A 15,444-nucleotide genomic window follows, 5' to 3' on the forward strand; every position below is an offset into this window, starting at 1 on the left:
GGGGGTTGCTGGACGCCTTCTTCACCCTTCCCTGGCAGATCATGACGCCGGATATCCTGTTTTACGAAGAGCTTGAGGCATTCCACCCTACACTGCTGGCGAAAGGCCTTAAACTACAGGAGTTGCTCCCGGCAACGATGGAGTTTGCCTGGCAGCTAACTCAGCGGGTTACAGGCCCAGGCCGTCATGATTGCTTTGCCCTGGCACTGGCAAAGCAGGAAAAGTGCCCTCTGCTGACCGGCGACAGGGCGCTGAGGAAAGCTGCCGAGAGTGAAAAGCTGACCGTCATGGGATCCCTCTGGGTGGTAGAGCAACTTGTCCTGCTGGGGACCATCTCACCTGCACAGGCCAGAACGGCTTACCGACGAATGAAAGATGCGGGCAGGCGACTGCCATGGGATGAAGCCTTACTGCGTCTCGAACAGATTTCAACGATCTGACATCTCTGTTATCCAAAATGAAACATTTCACCTTCCTTCCTGCATAAATAAAAAAAATAATCTGACCTGCGTCATATCCTGATGCAGCCGGCATCCCGCCATACGCCGTAACATGATAGTTTTCTCTCAGTCCCGCTTGTTGAGAATTCTGTGATGAAAAAAACTACCCTGACCGATATTGCCCGCGAAGCCGGGGTCGGCGTTGCCACCGTTGACCGGGTGCTGAACCGCCGTGCGCCGGTGCGCCCGGATACTGAACAACGGGTGGTACAGGCGGCGGTGCGGCTGGGCTATCGCTTCGATCGCGATTTCCTCAGTGAAGTCGCGGCCGTCAGCCTCAACGGCGGGCCGCTGCGCATCGGTATTCTTCTGCTCTCCCGCGACCATTCGTTTTACGACAGCCTGGCCCGTGCGCTGGAGCGGGAAGCCGCGCCGTGGCTGCAGCCGGGTACGGCGATTGAGTTTGTCTTTCACGATATCCACGATATTGAAGCAGCGGCCGCAGACATTGAGCAGATGAGCCAGCGCATTAACGTGCTGGGCCTGATCGCGCTGGATAATGCCCGCATCCGCCACGCGGTGGAGAAGGCGGCACAGAAAGGGGTGAAGGTGTTCACTATTCTGTCCGATTTGTCCCCCTGCGGCCATGCCGGCTACGTCGGGCTGGATAACCGCAAGGCGGGCCGAACCGCCGCCTGGGCGGTACAGCGTCTGAGCGGTAAACCGGGGAAAGTGGGGGTGATCATCGGCGATAACCGCTTCCTGTGCCAGGAAACCTGCGAAATCAGCTTCCGCTCCTATCTGCGTGAGCACGCCACCGGCCATATCGTGCTGGAGCCGGTCAACAGCTTCGAAAATTACGACCGCGCATATCAGATAACCCAGACGCTGATCTGTGACCATGCGGATCTGTCGGTGATCTACGCCCCCTGCGGCGGCGTGGAAGGGGTGGTGGCGGCACTGCGTGACAGCGGCAGAAAGCAGGAGATTACCCTGATCTGTCACGGCCCGCTGAAGGATGAACAGCTGGCGCTGATTGATGGCACGCTCGATATTATCATCTCAAACCGGCTGGAGGAGTTGGCAGCGGCGGTGGTGCAGGCAATGCGTGAAGCGGTGGAGGAGAACCAGCGTGGCTTTAGCTCATCACACAGCAGCTTTGAATTGATAACAAAGGAAAATTTCTAAACCGCGCGGTCGGACCACTTCCCCGCATCGGTGGGGGTCACTCCGTCGGATAAGCGGCTGAAAACACGGGAATGATAGAATATCATCATAATTTTCTATCATAATTAGTGCGATCGCCATCAAAAAACAAACATTCCATCATTGATGATAATAGAATTTTTGTTTGATACTTCCTTCAAATAATAACTGAAGGATGTACCCTGTGCCCTTAACACCACCGAAACATAATATGGCCTATGTGATGGCCATCTGCGCGGTTGCCGCTCTCGGCGGGCTGTTGTTCGGCTATGACTCTTCGGTCATTTCCGGCGCCATTGAACCTATCGCCCACCACTACCGGCTCTCCGCCGCCGAAACCGGCTGGGCGGTATCTAACGTGATCATTGGCTGCGTGATTGGCTGCCTGGTCGCCGGCAAGCTGGCTGACCGCTACGGCCGCAAGTCGATGCTGATTATCACCGCCATTCTGTTTGTGGTCTCCGTTGCCGGCACCGCGCTGGCACCGGACTTCACCACCTTTGTGGTATTCCGCATGATTGGCGGGCTGGGCATCGGCCTTGCCTCGGTGATCTCGCCGATTTATATCGCCGAAGTGGCACCGAAAGACTACCGTGGCCGGGCGATGACCATGCACATGGTGTGCTGCGTCGGTGGCCAGGTGCTGGTACTGCTGACTAACTACCTGATTGCCAAAAATGCCGACCCCGAGTGGCTGAATGCCTACGGCTGGCGCTGGATGCTGGGCGCCGCCTTTGTACCCTGCGTGCTGTTCTTCCTGTTCGTTGGGTTTATCCCCGAGTCGCCGCGCTGGAACGTGATGGTCGGCCGCAACGAGCAGGCGCTGAAAACCCTGACCCGCATTTCATCTGCCGAGCACGCCAGACGCCTGATCGGCGAGATTCAGGACTCGCTGCAGCAGAAAGCCTCGCAGCAGGTGACCAGCGAACGCGCCCGCTTTACCCGTAAGACGTCGATTTTCCTGGTGATTGGTATCGGCCTGGCGATCTTCAACCAGCTGACCGGCATTAACGTCATTCAGTACTTCGGCCCGACCCTGCTGATGAACGTCACCCACAATATGCAGGAAGCAATGTATATGACCATCTGGCTGGCGGTACTGCAGTTTGCAGGCGTGATGGCCGGCATGATGCTGATCGACAGGATGGGGCGTAAATCTCTGCTGCTGATCGGTTCGCTGGGTTCTGCCGTATGTCTGCTGATCACCTTCTGGACCTTCTACAGCGGCATGACCGGCTGGGTGTCGGTGATCGGCCTGTTCGGCTTTATGTTCCTGTTCGGCGGTACCTGGGGCCAGGTGGTATGGACGGTGATTGGCGAGATCTTCCCTACCCGCCTGCGCGGTGCCGGGATGGGCTTCTCCATCTGTGCCATGTGGGCCGGTAACTTCTTTGTCAGCCAGTCGTTCCCGATGATGAACCAGAGCCAGTATCTCAACGAGACCTTTAACGGTGCCTTCCCGCTGCTGCTGTTCGCGGTGTGTTCTCTGGTCTCCTGGTGGTTCGTTAAGGCACTGCTGCCGGAAACCAGGGGCGTCTCGCTGGAAAAAATGGAAGCGCTGATTCTGGAACGCTTCGACACCACCCAACAACAACGCAAAACTGCAACCCACTGATTTTTGAGGACGCCAACATGACCATTCATATTGCTAACGCACCCTGCAGCTGGGGCGTGGATGACCCAAAAAACCCGCACCTGCCGCCGTATGAGAAGGTGCTGAAAGAGGCCGCCCAGGCCGGTTATAAAAGCATTGAGCTGGGGCCGTGGACCTATCTGCCCACCGACCCGACGCTGCTGACCGAAAAGCTGAACCAGTACGGCCTGACGATTGTCGCCGGTACCATCTTTGATGACCTGGTCAGCGAGTCCAACTTCCCGGCGATGGTAGAGCTGACGCACAACCTGTGCCGCAACCTGGCGAAAGTGCCGACCGCCACGCCAGCCCACGGTGCCAACATCCCGGCACCGTACCTGGTGATTATCGACTTCGGCGATGCCGATCGCGCCCGTCTGGCCGGGCAGTATGATAAAGCCGAACGCCTGTCGGACGCCGACTGGCAGCGCATGATCGGCCATATCACCGAAATCAGCCGTATTGCCAAAGAGTACGGCGTGCGTCCGGTGATCCACCCGCACGCCGGCGGCAGCATTGAGTTTGCCGACGAGCTGGAAAAGCTGGTGCAGGATATCCCGCACAGCGTGGCGGGCCTGTGCCTTGATACCGGCCACCTCTACTACGCCGGCATGGACCCGATCCCGGCGCTGGCGCACTACTTTGACCGCATCGACTATCTGCACTTTAAAGACGTTAATGACGCCGTGTTCCGCGACGTGATTGCCCGCGGCATCGACTTCTTTACCGCCTGCGCCGAAGGGGTGATGTGCCCGATCGGCAAAGGGGCGATTGACTACCCGGCAGTACGTACCTTCCTGGCAGAACGCAACTACCAGGGCTGGATCACCATCGAACAGGAACGTGACCCGCGCAACGCCGATGGCAGCCTGCACGACGTGACTGAAAGCCTGCGCTACCTGAACTCCGTCGGATTTTAAGTTAAGGAACCCATCATGATTAACGGTATTAAACCTCTCGATCGCTCCCTGCGCTGGGGCATGGTAGGCGGCGGCGGCACCAGCCAGATCGGCTATATCCACCGTTCTGCGGCACTGCGCGATAACACCTTCGCCCTGGTGGCTGGCGCTTTCGATATCGATGCGGCCCGTGGCCGCGCCTTCGGCGAAAGCCTCGGCGTGGACGGCGACCGCTGCTACCCGGACTACCAGACCCTGTTCCAGCAGGAAGCAGAGCGGGCGGACGGCATTGAGGCGGTTTCGATCGCCACGCCAAACAACACCCACTTTGCCATCTGCAAAGCGGCGCTGGAAGCCGGCCTGCACGTGGTCTGTGAAAAGCCGCTGTGCTTTACCACCGCCGAAGCCAGAGAGCTGGAAGCGCTGAGCAAAGCGCGTAATAAAGTGATCGGCGTCACCTACGGCTATGCCGGTCACCAGCTGATCCAGCAGGCGCGCAGCCTGATTGCCGAAGGCGCGCTGGGCGAGATCCGCATCGTGAATATGTCCTTCTCCCACGGCTTCCATAACGAAGCGGTGGAGCTGGCGAACCCGAGCACCCGCTGGCGCGTTGACCCGAAATTTGTCGGGCCAAGCTACGTGCTGGGCGACCTGGCGACCCACCCGCTGTTCCTGGCCGAAACCATGCTGCCGGAGCTGAAGATCAAGCGCCTGATGTGTTCACGTCAGAGCTTCGTGAAAACCCGCGCGCCGCTGGAAGATAACGCTTTCGTGCTGATGGAGTACGATAACGGCGCGGTCGGATCGCTGTGGTGTTCGGCGGTGAACTGCGGATCGATGCACGGCCAGAAGATCCGCGTGATCGGTTCAAAAGCCAGCCTGGAGTGGTGGGACGAACAGCCAAACCAGCTGCGCTATGAAATTCAGGGCGAGCCGGTACGTATTCTGGAGCGCGGTATGGGCTACCTGGCCCCGCGCGCGCTGGAAGAGGACCGCATCGGCGGCGGCCACCCGGAGGGTCTGTTTGAAGCCTGGTCTAACCTGTACCGCCGCTTCGCCATCGCCATGGACGCCACCGATCGCGGTGACACCGCGCTGCTGGCCGACTTCTGGTACCCGGACGTCCACGCCGGCGTGGCAGGCGTGCAGTGGGTTGAGCGCTGTGTTGAATCGGCTGATGCCGGGGCAACCTGGGTCGATTTCGAGTAACCCGGCGCTAAACCGACCACGATGAATACAGGCAGCAGCCCCTGCGGCTGCTGCCTGTTGCTGTCTGACTTCTGACTTCTGACTTCTGCATCATGCCTTCTGCCTTCTGACTTCTGCATCATGCCTGCTGCCTGGCGGCGAGTTTTACCCGATGCGTTACCTGCCTGCAGAATACGGCCCCTGTCTGAGACAGATGCCGCAACCCCGGTCACTGCAGAGCGACACTCGCTTCCGCCGCCGTCTGCAGCGTGACAAACGGCCCGGCCAGCGTGGCGTTATGGTGGGCGATAATCTGCTCCGCGCTTAACACGCCGCTGTCGGTGGTGCTGTGGGCATCGCTGACCAGCACCACCGTAAAGCCCAGATCCGCCGCCGCCCGGCAGGTGGTATCCACGCAGTATTCCGTTTTCATCCCGACAATCACCAGCCGTTTTACGCCTGCTTCCTGCAGTTGTGCCAGCAGCGTTGTTCCGGCAAAGCAGCTCGGGCGGGTTTTGTTAAAACAGCGGTCACTCTCCGCGCGCGGCAATTCAGCCGCCAGTTGCCACAGCGCGCTGCCCTCTTCGATCGGCGAGCCGGCCGGGCCCGTATGCTGTGCAAAAAACACCGGTGCCTGCTGCTGGTGCGCGGTACGGATCAGGTAGCTAACGTTAGCCAGCAGCGTCTGTTTACTGGCGGGAAGTTGCGGGCCGTGCAGCAGGCCAGCCTGCATATCAATCACCAACAGCGCGGAACGATCGGACATGTGTGACTCCTTTAATTACCGTTAACCGGTTACCACGGAGACACACTGCGCCCCGTCGGTAGCCGGCGGGACGAGGGGGAAGTTTGCTAACTACTCAGGCACGCAAACTCGCCACACGCCGCCGAAAGCGGTGGTGGTGGTTACGGTGGTGAGGAACAGCTGAGTCGTTTGCATCAGGTTAACTTCGCGCACAACGGAAAAAATCGCAAGATTTTTTTAGCACAGAATGCCACCGTCGGGCCGTGGTGAAGGAATACCGGGAAGCAAGGCTTCCGCCGGTCATAAAGGATAAATAAACCGGCACAAGCTGAAGAGGTGATAACCATCGGTCCGATCCCTGGCCGTGGTTATCGAGGGTGTATCTGCTGGTGCTTAACGAACGGCACCTGGCGGCACGTGTTTATAGGTGTCTACATAAGCCTGAAACACGCACCTGAAGAAATTTTTCATGATTGCCTATTGCCAGTAAGGTGGAAAAACGCCAAAAAATTATACATGCAGGACGTTTTTCAGGCAATTTGTTTGAAGCAGATCACACTATTCGCCCTAATTATGCTAACCGAATAGTAAACGAATCCAAAACGACATCCTCTTGATGCAGATTTATCGTCCTGCGAAATGGCGGGAACAGGCTGAAGAGCGATGGGTAAGCCGGTGTGGTTTTGCAGGAACAGGGAACGAGGATCGTCGGCGAAAGGAGTGGATCGCGCGGATCGTCCGGCAGAGCTTATGCCGCCGCGCCCAGATGTTCAATCAGGATGCTGGTGCCGATGCCGATCAGCACCACGCCACCGAAGATCTCCGCCCATTTGCCGAGCACCGGGCCGATAAAGCGCCCCAGCAGAATGCCCGCGGTCGCCATAATCATCGTTGACGCGCCAATTGCCAGCGCGGTGGTGACGATATTCACCTGCAGGAAGGCGAGGCCAACGCCGACCGCCATCGCGTCGAGGCTGGTGGCAATCGCGGTGCACACCAGCAGCCAGAAGCCGTGGCGGGTCGGTGCGTGTTCCGGCTCGCAGGCTTTTTTACGCATCCCTTCCATCACCATCCGCCCGCCGAGGATCAACAGCAGGCCAAACGCCACCCAGTGGTCCCACGCCATCACGTACTGGCTGGCCGCCAGGCCGATCGCCCAGCCAATCAGCGGGGTCAGCGCCTCAATCACGCCGAAGATCAGACCGGTACGCAGGGCTTCTTTCAGGCCCGGACGATGCAGGCTGGCACCTTTGCCGAGCGCCGCCGCGAAGGCGTCCATCGACATAGCAAAAGCCAGAATCAGGGTTGCGTAGAGGTTCATTGGTTTTATCCCGGTCTGAAGCGGCACGGACCGTCTGAAGCGTTAAAAAAGGGCTTATGTTGTAAAAATAACCACAGGCCAGCTCAATTGAAGCGCATCCTAGCATGCAAGCCTGAGGAAAAAAAGACAGTAAAATCATGGATTTGAGTATAGCCTTGGCTATACTTTTTAACAGATGCTATTTTTGCTGCAAAAAAGAACGCGGAAACTCTAAAAGAATTACCGCGTTACACAGAGTGTGGGGTTTTATAACCCCGCAGGGGGTGGGGAAAAAATCGGCAAATTACGACCCGTTTTGCCCGCAGAATTTACACAGCCCGGCGTCAGGCACGCCGCCTGTGGGCGCTGTTGCAGTTACCAGACGCGGTAGACGCGGCCGGTCTCCACGCCGTCCACGCTGCGGCGATAGGCCAGCGCCACCCGGCTGGCCGGGGCGCTTTCAAAGCCGGGGAAGAACGGACCGTAGCTCGCCAGTGCTTCGGTGAGCACCGTCGGGCTGACCGCGTTAATACGCAGGCCGGGCAGTTCGTTGGCCGCCGCCAGCACAAACCCCTCAATCGCCGCGTTAACCGCGGTGGCGTTAACCCCGGTGCGGATCGGCTGCTGCGCCAGAATGCCGCTGGTCAGGGTGAAGGAGCCGCCCGGATTGACGAACTCCCTGCCGATCAGCACCAGCCGCACCTGGCCCAGCAGCTTATCCTGCAGCCCACGGTTGAACTGCTCGCTGCTCATCTCCGCCAGCGGACCAAAATGCACGCCGCCGGTGGCGGAGATCACCGCATCCACCCTGCCAGTTTGCGCAAACAGGTCGCGCACGCTCTCTTCGCAGGTCAGATCCACCTGGTAGTCGCCACGGGTGTGGCCGACGGTAATCACCTGATGGTCGCGGCCCAGTTCGTTAACGATGCCCTGCCCCACGGTGCCGGTGGCGCCAGTCACTAAAATTTTCATCTCTGTTCTCCGTTACGCGTTAAGGCCACCATTGTGGCGCAGTGCGTCCGGCGGAAAAATGCGCGATACTTTCGGGAACTCCAAACTCTGGGTTTGTAATCATGGATAAATTACGCAGTATCGAGGCTTTTATCTGCGCGGTGGAGAGCGGCAACTTTAGCGAGGCCGCCCGCCGGCTGGACATCACCGCGGTGATGGTCGGCAAGCACGTCCGCCAGCTGGAACAGGCGCTGGATGCGCGCCTGCTGCAGCGCAACACCCGCCGCCAGAGCCTGACCGAGGCCGGCGAGCGCTACTACCGGCAGTGCAAAGCCGCGCTGTTACAGCTGCGGCAGGCGGAAGAGAGCGTGGAGCAGATGAAGGGCACTCCGTCCGGCCTGCTGCGCATCAGCGCCCCGCTCAACCTCGGGGCCAGCGCGGTGGCCGGGGTAGTGGCCGCTTACCAGCGGCGCTATCCGCAGGTGAAGATTGAGCTGGATCTCAGCGATGAGTTTGTCGACCTGGTCGGCGAAGGCTTTGATTTTGCCCTGCGCGTCGGCAGGCTGAACGCCGGCGACGGGCTGGTCGCCCAGCATCTGGGCGACTATCAGATGGTGGTGTGTGCCACGCCGGACTATCTGGCGCAGCACGGTACCCCGCAGACGCCGCAGGATCTGTACCAGCACCGCTGCCTGTGCAATATGGCGTGGAACAAAAGCAACGCCTGGCAGTTTGCCGGTATTCCGTGGCCGACCGACGGCAGCTTTGTCTGCAACGACGGCCAGGCGCTGCGCCAGGCGGCGCTGGCCGGAGCCGGGCTGATCCTGCAGCCGCGTATTCTGCTGGCGGAGGATATCGCCGCCGGGCGGCTGGTGGAGCTGCTACAGCCGTGGCGACAGAGCAGCCGGCCGATCCATCTGCTGTGGCGGCAGGATCTCAGTCCGTCAGAGAAGCGCCGCAGTTTTATCAGCTGGATGCGTGAGCAGCTGCCCGCGGCGCTGGCGGTTTAATGATTGAACCCGACTGAGCTTTCACCGAAAATAGCGCCAACTGCACGGGGCCAGCGCGCCCCACCCGATGGAATAATGATGAAAAGTCCGTTTTTAACCTTTCTGATGCCGATGGCCACGCTGCTGCTCGGCTTTCTCTCCGCGCTGCTGCTGCCCGCGCCCAGCTTTGGCCTGGCGCTGGCCCGCAGGCTGGTCGACACCTTCCATCTGGAGGATATCGGCCAGCTCTATACGCTGGTGTTCTGCCTGTGGTTTTTAGTGCTGGGCGCGGTGGAGTACTACGTTATCCGCTTTATTTACCTGCGCTTTATTCGGCCATAGCCCTGCGGCACCCCGCGCCAGCGGTCGGCCGCAACGCTCCCTGTCGCGGCGCGTTCTCACTGGATCAGAACCACTGGCCAAAACGGCGCATATAGAGGGTTTTCACCCCCTGAGTGAGCAGGCAGTAGCCCAGCAGCGTCGCCAGCAGCCACGGGAAGTAGCTCAGCGGCAGCGGCACCAGCCCGAAGGCGCTGCCCAGCGGGGTGAACGGTATCAGCACGCCCACCACCATCACCAGCCCGGTCATCAGCATTACCGGCAGCGCGGCGCGGCTGCGGATAAACGGAATTTTCCCGGTGCGTAGCATATGCACCACCAGCGTTTGCGACAGCAGCCCCTCGACAAACCAGCCGGAGTGGAACAGCGCCTGCGCCTCGACGCTGTTGGCGGCAAACACGTGCCACATCAGCCAGAAGGTGGTGATATCAAACACCGACGAGGTCGGCCCCATCCACAGCATAAAGCGACCGATGTTTTTCGCATCCCACTTGCGCGGCTGACGCAGAAATTCGCGGTCCATCTTGTCCCACGGCAGCGCCAGCTGCGACAGATCGTACAGCAGGTTCTGCAGCAGCAGCTGTACCGCCAGCATCGGCAGGAACGGCAGAAAAGCGCTGGCCACCAGCACCGAGAACACGTTGCCAAAGTTGGAGCTGGCGGTCATGTTCAGGTACTTGATGATATTGCCAAAGGTCTGCCGACCGACGATCGCCCCCTGCTCCAGCACCAGCAGGCTCTTCTCCAGCAGGATGATATCGGCGGACTCTTTAGCGATATCGCTGGCGCTATCGACCGAGATGCCAACATCCGCCGCGCGCAGCGCCGGCGCATCGTTAATGCCGTCACCGAGAAAGCCGACGGTGTGACCATTGTTCTGCAGCGCCTGCACCACGCGGGTTTTCTGCTGCGGGCTGAGGCGGCAGAACAGCGTGGTGTCGGCCACCCGCAGCGCCAGCCGCGCGTCGCTCAGGGTAGCGATCTCGCTGCCGCACAGCGGATCGCCCGGATCCAGCCCGACGTCCCGGCAGATTTTTCGGCTGATGGTCAGGTTGTCGCCGGTGAGGATTTTCACCGTTACGCCATTTTCCCGCAGCGCGGCCAGCGCGGCGGCGGCGCTCTCTTTCGGCGGGTCGAGGAAGGTCAGCAGCCCGCCGAGTACCAGATCGCGCTCGTCATCAAGGGTCAGCGGCCGCGCCGGTTCTGCCAGCGAACGGCTGGCGACCAGCAGCACGCGGAAGCCCTGCTGCTGGTAGCGCTCGGCCAGCAGGCGGATGCGTTGCCGCGCCGCCGCATCCAGCGGCCGCACGACATCACCATCCTGCCAGTAAGCGGCCACCGCCAGCATCTCCTCCACCGCGCCTTTGCAAATCAGCTGCTGCTGCTGCCCTTCGGCCACCAGCACCGACAGGCGACGGCGCTCAAAATCAAACGGCAGTTCGTCGATTTTTCGCCAGCGCCACAGGGAGGCCAGCGCCGGGTTGCCCTGGCCGTGCGCGAGGATCGCCCGGTCCATCAGGTTTTTCACCCCGTTCTGATGACGGCTGTTCAGCCACGCCAGCTGCAGCACCCGCGCATCGGTCTGGCCGTGCAGGTTCAGGTGCCGGTCGAGGCTAATGTTATCCTCGGTCAGGGTGCCGGTTTTATCGCTGCACAGCACGTCCATCGCGCCAAAGTTCTGGATCGCATTCAGCCGTTTCACCACCACTTTGCGTTTTGCCAGCGCGATCGCCCCCTTCGCCAGGTTGGAGCTGACGATCATCGGCAGCATTTCCGGCGTCAGCCCGACCGCCACCGCCAGCGCGAACAGCAGCGCATCGCGCCAGTCGCCGTTGCTGAAGCCATTAATCAGCAGCACCACCGGCACCATCACCAGCATAAAGCGGATCAGCAGCCAGCTGACGCTGTTCACGCCGCGGTCAAACGCCGTCTGCGGGCGCGCACCGAGCAGCGAGCTGGCCAGCTGACCAAACCAGGTGTCGCTGCCGGTGGCCACCACTACCGCCGTAGCGCTGCCGCTGGCCACCACCGTGCCCATCAGGCAGATACCGGGCAGGCTGAGCAGCGCCTGCTCGTCCAGTTCGCTGGCCGCATGCAGCCCCTGCGGGTGGCTGTCGGTGTCATATTTTTCCAGCGGCAGCGCCTCGCCGCTCAGCGCCGCCTGGCTGACAAACAGCGCGCGGGTGCTGAGCAGCCGCACGTCTGCCGGGATCAGGTCGCCCGCTGAAAACTGCACGATATCGCCGGGCACCACGTCCTGCAAAGGCACTTCAACCGCCTGAGATTCGCCGGTTTCATCGTGGCGGCGCAGCACGGTGGCGGTGGTCCGCACCAGCGACTTCAGCGCGTCTGCCGCCTTACTGGTGCGGTACTCCTGGCCGAAGCGCAGCAGCCCGCTGAGGCCGACCATCACCAGCAGGATGGTCACCCCGGTCAGCGAGGTCGGCTCTCCCTGGTGCAGCGGCAGCAGGTAGTCGGTAAAGAAGCCGATCGCCGCCAGCGCCATCAGCACCCAGATAAACGGATTATTGAAGGCCTGCAGCAGCTGGATCGCCGCCGCCGGTGCGCGATCGCGCGCGACCTGGTTAGGACCATACTGCTGCAGCCGTTCGGCGGCCTGCCGCCCGGTCAGGCCCTCGCGCTGGCTGTTGAGAGACGCCAGAGTGCGCTCGGGGCTTGCACTGGCCGCGCTGACGATCGCCAGGTCCTGGGCCATTTTTAGGTTGGCTTTATGCATTTTCATTAGCCAGCTCCTTGAATCAGATGTTTTTTTACGCGCAGGAATGGGCTCCTGCAGACGAGGATTTTTCAGCATATTCAGGGGGGAGGCGGAGCGGGCAGGCGGAACGGAACGCAGAATTACGGCATCGGTCTCCTTCCGGTATGCGCGCCCGGCCTCTCTCGTGACGGAGGTTCTTTCATCGACAGGTCCTTGCGATAAACGGGTTAACAACGCCCGCACGCCAGCGGCGTTAGCGCGGCGCGGGGGCAGCAAAAGGGGGGATGAGACAGCTCGGATTAGGAGGTGAAACAACGCCCGCCGGGTGACGGCAGGCGCACAACGGATGCAGGCCTGCCGTTAAAACATGTCGGTTACAGGGTGACTGTCCAATTGTGTGCTCCATAAAAGAAAGTGGCGAAATTCTAAGCCTGCGACGAGGGTGTTGTAAACCGCCGTGATGGTTACCTTCATCAACCTTTACTCAACGAACTACGAATTCTCCGATCCTCCCGCCGAGGTTGCCACCCACTGCGCTGGTCAGAAAAACCACCCGTTCCTCGGCCGCCGCCGCCGCGTAAATGGAGGGCAGCCGCCGTAAAAGCAGCTTAAAATCGCGATTAGCGCTGAAAAAATCAGCAATTGTCAGCATTTATCGCTGACTGTAAACTTTTATTTGGCCGTTTTGCAGTGAATCACGCCAAAAAATGTCGCTTTAGCCCTGCCATATTCCTGCAAATATCGCGTATCGAACATTATCCTCTTTTCGCACCGTCACCCGGCCCCGTGCGGCTTTTACCCCCATTGAATGGGCGTAAGGCTGTGGGTAGTATTTTGGGTTCACTGAATAAAATATAAGAATCCATTATGCCAGCCACCATCGCACCCTCCATCGACGCCGAACCCGACGCCACGCCCGTAAACTCACGCGGTAAAGTGGTGGTCGCTTCGCTGGTCGGAACCGCTATCGAATTTTTCGACTTCTATATTTATGCCACGGCGGCGGTGATCGTCTTCCCGCATATCTTCTTCCCGCAGGGGGATGCCACCGTCGCCACGCTACAGTCGCTGGCCACCTTTGCCATCGCCTTCGTTGCCCGCCCGATCGGCTCCGCGCTGTTTGGTCACTTCGGCGACCGCGCCGGGCGTAAGGTGACGCTGGTCGCTTCGCTGCTGACCATGGGCATCTCAACGGTGGCGATCGGCCTGCTGCCGACCTACGAGACCATCGGCGTGTTTGCGCCGCTGCTGCTGGCGCTGGCGCGCTTTGGTCAGGGCCTCGGCCTCGGCGGTGAGTGGGGCGGCGCGGCGCTGCTGGCCACTGAAAATGCCCCGGCGAAGAAACGTGCGCTGTACGGCTCCTTCCCGCAGCTGGGCGCGCCGATCGGCTTCTTCTTTGCCAACGGCACCTTCCTGCTGCTCTCCGCGATACTGACCGACGAGCAGTTTATGAGCTGGGGCTGGCGCGTGCCGTTTGTGCTCTCTGCGGTGCTGGTGCTGATCGGCCTCTACGTGCGCGTGTCGCTGCACGAGTCGCCGGTGTTTGCCAAAGTGCAGAAGGAGAAGAAGCAGGTTAAGGTGCCGATCGGTACGCTGCTGAGCAAGCATCTGGGTACCACCATCATCGGCACCTTTATCATGCTGGCGACCTACACGCTGTTCTACATTATGACCGTCTACTCGATGACCTACGGCACCACGCCGGCGCCAAACGGGCTGGGCATTCCGCGTAACAGCTTCCTGTGGATGCTGATGCTGGCGGTGATCGGCTTTGGGGTGATGGTGCCGATTGCCGGGCTGCTGGCCGACCGCTTTGGCCGCCGCAGGACGATGATCGTCATTACCCTGCTGATTATTGGCTTCTCGCTGCTGTTCCCGTCACTGCTCGGTTCCGGCAACCAGACGCTGATTATGGCCTTCCTGGTCTGTGGCCTGAGCATTATGGGGCTGACCTTCGGTCCGATGGGCGCGCTGCTGCCGGAGCTGTTCCCGACCGAGGTGCGTTATACCGGGGCATCGTTCTCCTATAACCTGTCGTCGATTCTCGGGGCATCCGTAGCACCTTACATTGCCACCTGGCTGGCACACACTTACGGGCTGTTCTACGTCGGCCTCTACCTGGCCGCGATGGCCTGCCTGACGCTGATTGCGCTGATCCTGTGTAAAGAGACCCGTAACCAGTCGCTGTTTGACTAACCTCCCGGGCGGCCCACCGCGTGGCCGCCCGCATTTTTTTGTCACTCCCCCTTCCTTGCATACTTTTTTTCAGCGCCACATTCCTGCCTGAAATCGTCGCCATCGACAAAAAAACCGTTCAGTTTATGCTCAAATATAGATTACACTCTATCAGGGAGCATAACCATGTGGACGGTGCTGACCACCGAACTGTTTGAGCAATGGCTGTGGAAACAGGATGTCGCCATACGTAATAAGACGCTGGCTACCCTCAGCCTGTTACAGAAAAGTGGCCCGGTACTCGGCAGGCCGCTGGTCGATAGCGTTAAAGGCTCCGCATTTATCAATATGAAAGAACTGCGAATACAGGTTAGCGGCGTGCCGTGGCGCGCATTTTTTGCATTCGATCCGCTACGCCGTGCAGTCATCCTTACCGCGGGGTGCAAAAAAGGTGATGAAAAGCGCTTTTACAGCCGGATGGTTCGCATCGCCGATGCACAATTTCAACTGCATTTAAACTCTATGGAAGGCCAACAAGATGGGCAGAACACTGAATGAAATACTGGCGCAGCTTCCTGATGAAGACCGCCAGGAAATCAACGACCTGACCCGCCAGCTGGAACTTGAGTACCACCTTTACCAGCTGCGTGAACGGCTTAATCTGACCCAGCGCGATCTGGCGCAGCAGATGGGCATCAGCCAGCCGACCGTGGCGGCGATGGAAAAACGCGGGCAGGATCTCAAGCTGATCACCCTGAAACGCTACGTGGAAGCGCTGGGCGGTGAGGTGAAGGTGGATGTCAGGCTGGCGGATGGCGAGCACTTTATCTTCGCCTTATAAGGGCAGAGCGGCCAGCCAG

At 60.0% G+C, this 15,444-nt stretch carries 14 protein-coding genes; 10 read left to right on the plus strand and 4 right to left on the minus strand.

Annotated features, from left to right (window positions below):
* Positions 1 to 5 precede the first annotated feature (5 nt).
* The 5 genes from NV64_RS05450 to NV64_RS05470 all read left to right on the plus strand — a co-directional run bounded on the left by NV64_RS05450 (position 6) and on the right by NV64_RS05470 (position 5,387).
* The gene (locus tag NV64_RS05450; protein ID WP_233208929.1) at positions 6 to 440 is read left to right on the plus strand and encodes a DUF3368 domain-containing protein; all 435 of its coding nucleotides are present in this window, start codon (positions 6 to 8) and stop codon (positions 438 to 440) included.
* Positions 441 to 593: 153 nt separating this feature from the next.
* Positions 594 to 1,628, plus strand: coding sequence for a LacI family DNA-binding transcriptional regulator (locus NV64_RS05455; protein WP_056240690.1), 1,035 nt, complete (start codon positions 594 to 596; stop codon positions 1,626 to 1,628).
* Between the two features lie 202 nt (positions 1,629 to 1,830).
* A complete protein-coding gene (locus tag NV64_RS05460) occupies positions 1,831 to 3,261 on the plus strand; it encodes a sugar porter family MFS transporter (protein WP_233208930.1) in 1,431 nt (476 codons plus the stop codon).
* A 17-nt stretch (positions 3,262 to 3,278) separates the two neighbouring features.
* The gene (locus tag NV64_RS05465) at positions 3,279 to 4,199 is read left to right on the plus strand and encodes a TIM barrel protein (RefSeq protein ID WP_101505487.1); all 921 of its coding nucleotides are present in this window, start codon (positions 3,279 to 3,281) and stop codon (positions 4,197 to 4,199) included.
* 15 nt (positions 4,200 to 4,214) lie between these two features.
* Complete coding sequence (locus NV64_RS05470; protein ID WP_101505488.1) at positions 4,215 to 5,387, plus strand: Gfo/Idh/MocA family protein; 1,173 nt, start codon at positions 4,215 to 4,217, stop codon at positions 5,385 to 5,387.
* A 208-nt stretch (positions 5,388 to 5,595) separates the two neighbouring features.
* Here the strand turns inward: NV64_RS05470 and NV64_RS05475 are convergent, their stop codons facing one another.
* The 3 genes from NV64_RS05475 to NV64_RS05485 form a co-directional block, all read right to left on the minus strand.
* Entirely contained in the window at positions 5,596 to 6,132 is a 537-nt protein-coding gene (locus NV64_RS05475) for a cysteine hydrolase family protein (protein ID WP_056240706.1), read from the minus strand.
* 727 nt (positions 6,133 to 6,859) lie between these two features.
* A complete protein-coding gene (gene mntP / locus NV64_RS05480) occupies positions 6,860 to 7,432 on the minus strand; it encodes a manganese efflux pump MntP (protein WP_056240710.1) in 573 nt (190 codons plus the stop codon).
* Between the two features lie 354 nt (positions 7,433 to 7,786).
* Complete coding sequence (locus NV64_RS05485; RefSeq protein WP_056240713.1) at positions 7,787 to 8,383, minus strand: short chain dehydrogenase; 597 nt, start codon at positions 8,381 to 8,383, stop codon at positions 7,787 to 7,789.
* A 101-nt stretch (positions 8,384 to 8,484) separates the two neighbouring features.
* Here NV64_RS05485 and NV64_RS05490 point away from each other — a divergent pair, with 101 nt between their 5' ends.
* Positions 8,485 to 9,372, plus strand: coding sequence for a LysR family transcriptional regulator (locus NV64_RS05490; protein ID WP_056240716.1), 888 nt, complete (start codon positions 8,485 to 8,487; stop codon positions 9,370 to 9,372).
* Positions 9,373 to 9,450: 78 nt separating this feature from the next.
* Positions 9,451 to 9,693: a DUF1158 family protein gene (locus NV64_RS05495; protein WP_101505489.1), complete on the plus strand. Its 243-nt coding sequence runs from the start codon at positions 9,451 to 9,453 to the stop codon at positions 9,691 to 9,693.
* 64 nt (positions 9,694 to 9,757) lie between these two features.
* Here the strand turns inward: NV64_RS05495 and mgtA are convergent, their stop codons facing one another.
* Positions 9,758 to 12,505: a magnesium-translocating P-type ATPase gene (mgtA, locus tag NV64_RS05500; RefSeq protein ID WP_072166450.1), complete on the minus strand. Its 2,748-nt coding sequence runs from the start codon at positions 12,503 to 12,505 to the stop codon at positions 9,758 to 9,760.
* Between the two features lie 771 nt (positions 12,506 to 13,276).
* Here mgtA and NV64_RS05505 point away from each other — a divergent pair.
* The 3 genes from NV64_RS05505 to NV64_RS05515 all read left to right on the plus strand — a co-directional run bounded on the left by NV64_RS05505 (position 13,277) and on the right by NV64_RS05515 (position 15,425).
* Positions 13,277 to 14,605: an MFS transporter gene (locus tag NV64_RS05505; RefSeq protein ID WP_101505490.1), complete on the plus strand. Its 1,329-nt coding sequence runs from the start codon at positions 13,277 to 13,279 to the stop codon at positions 14,603 to 14,605.
* 165 nt (positions 14,606 to 14,770) lie between these two features.
* Positions 14,771 to 15,142, plus strand: coding sequence for a type II toxin-antitoxin system RelE/ParE family toxin (locus NV64_RS05510; RefSeq protein WP_056240725.1), 372 nt, complete (start codon positions 14,771 to 14,773; stop codon positions 15,140 to 15,142).
* Entirely contained in the window at positions 15,123 to 15,425 is a 303-nt protein-coding gene (locus NV64_RS05515; protein WP_056240727.1) for a helix-turn-helix domain-containing protein, read from the plus strand. Before NV64_RS05510 ends, NV64_RS05515 begins: the two co-directional genes overlap by 20 nt.
* Positions 15,426 to 15,444: the final 19 nt, after the last annotated feature.

Source organism: Erwinia sp. B116 (genome assembly GCF_002865965.1).
Lineage (GTDB): Bacteria > Pseudomonadota > Gammaproteobacteria > Enterobacterales > Enterobacteriaceae > Erwinia.

What these genes read in the sequence shown, in the direction of transcription:
- NV64_RS05455 (WP_056240690.1), top strand. Translation starts at nt 594, where the DNA reads ATGAAAAAAACTACCCTGACCGATATTGCCCGCGAAGCCGGGGTCGGC.
- NV64_RS05465 (WP_101505487.1), top strand. Translation starts at nt 3,279, where the DNA reads ATGACCATTCATATTGCTAACGCACCCTGCAGCTGGGGCGTGGATGAC.
- NV64_RS05470 (WP_101505488.1), top strand. Translation starts at nt 4,215, where the DNA reads ATGATTAACGGTATTAAACCTCTCGATCGCTCCCTGCGCTGGGGCATG.
- NV64_RS05475 (WP_056240706.1), bottom strand. Translation starts at nt 6,132, where the DNA reads ATGTCCGATCGTTCCGCGCTGTTGGTGATTGATATGCAGGCTGGCCTG.
- mntP (WP_056240710.1), bottom strand. Translation starts at nt 7,432, where the DNA reads ATGAACCTCTACGCAACCCTGATTCTGGCTTTTGCTATGTCGATGGAC.
- NV64_RS05485 (WP_056240713.1), bottom strand. Translation starts at nt 8,383, where the DNA reads ATGAAAATTTTAGTGACTGGCGCCACCGGCACCGTGGGGCAGGGCATC.
- NV64_RS05490 (WP_056240716.1), top strand. Translation starts at nt 8,485, where the DNA reads ATGGATAAATTACGCAGTATCGAGGCTTTTATCTGCGCGGTGGAGAGC.
- NV64_RS05495 (WP_101505489.1), top strand. Translation starts at nt 9,451, where the DNA reads ATGAAAAGTCCGTTTTTAACCTTTCTGATGCCGATGGCCACGCTGCTG.
- mgtA (WP_072166450.1), bottom strand. Translation starts at nt 12,505, where the DNA reads ATGCTGAAAAATCCTCGTCTGCAGGAGCCCATTCCTGCGCGTAAAAAA.
- NV64_RS05505 (WP_101505490.1), top strand. Translation starts at nt 13,277, where the DNA reads ATGCCAGCCACCATCGCACCCTCCATCGACGCCGAACCCGACGCCACG.
- NV64_RS05510 (WP_056240725.1), top strand. Translation starts at nt 14,771, where the DNA reads ATGTGGACGGTGCTGACCACCGAACTGTTTGAGCAATGGCTGTGGAAA.
- NV64_RS05515 (WP_056240727.1), top strand. Translation starts at nt 15,123, where the DNA reads ATGGGCAGAACACTGAATGAAATACTGGCGCAGCTTCCTGATGAAGAC.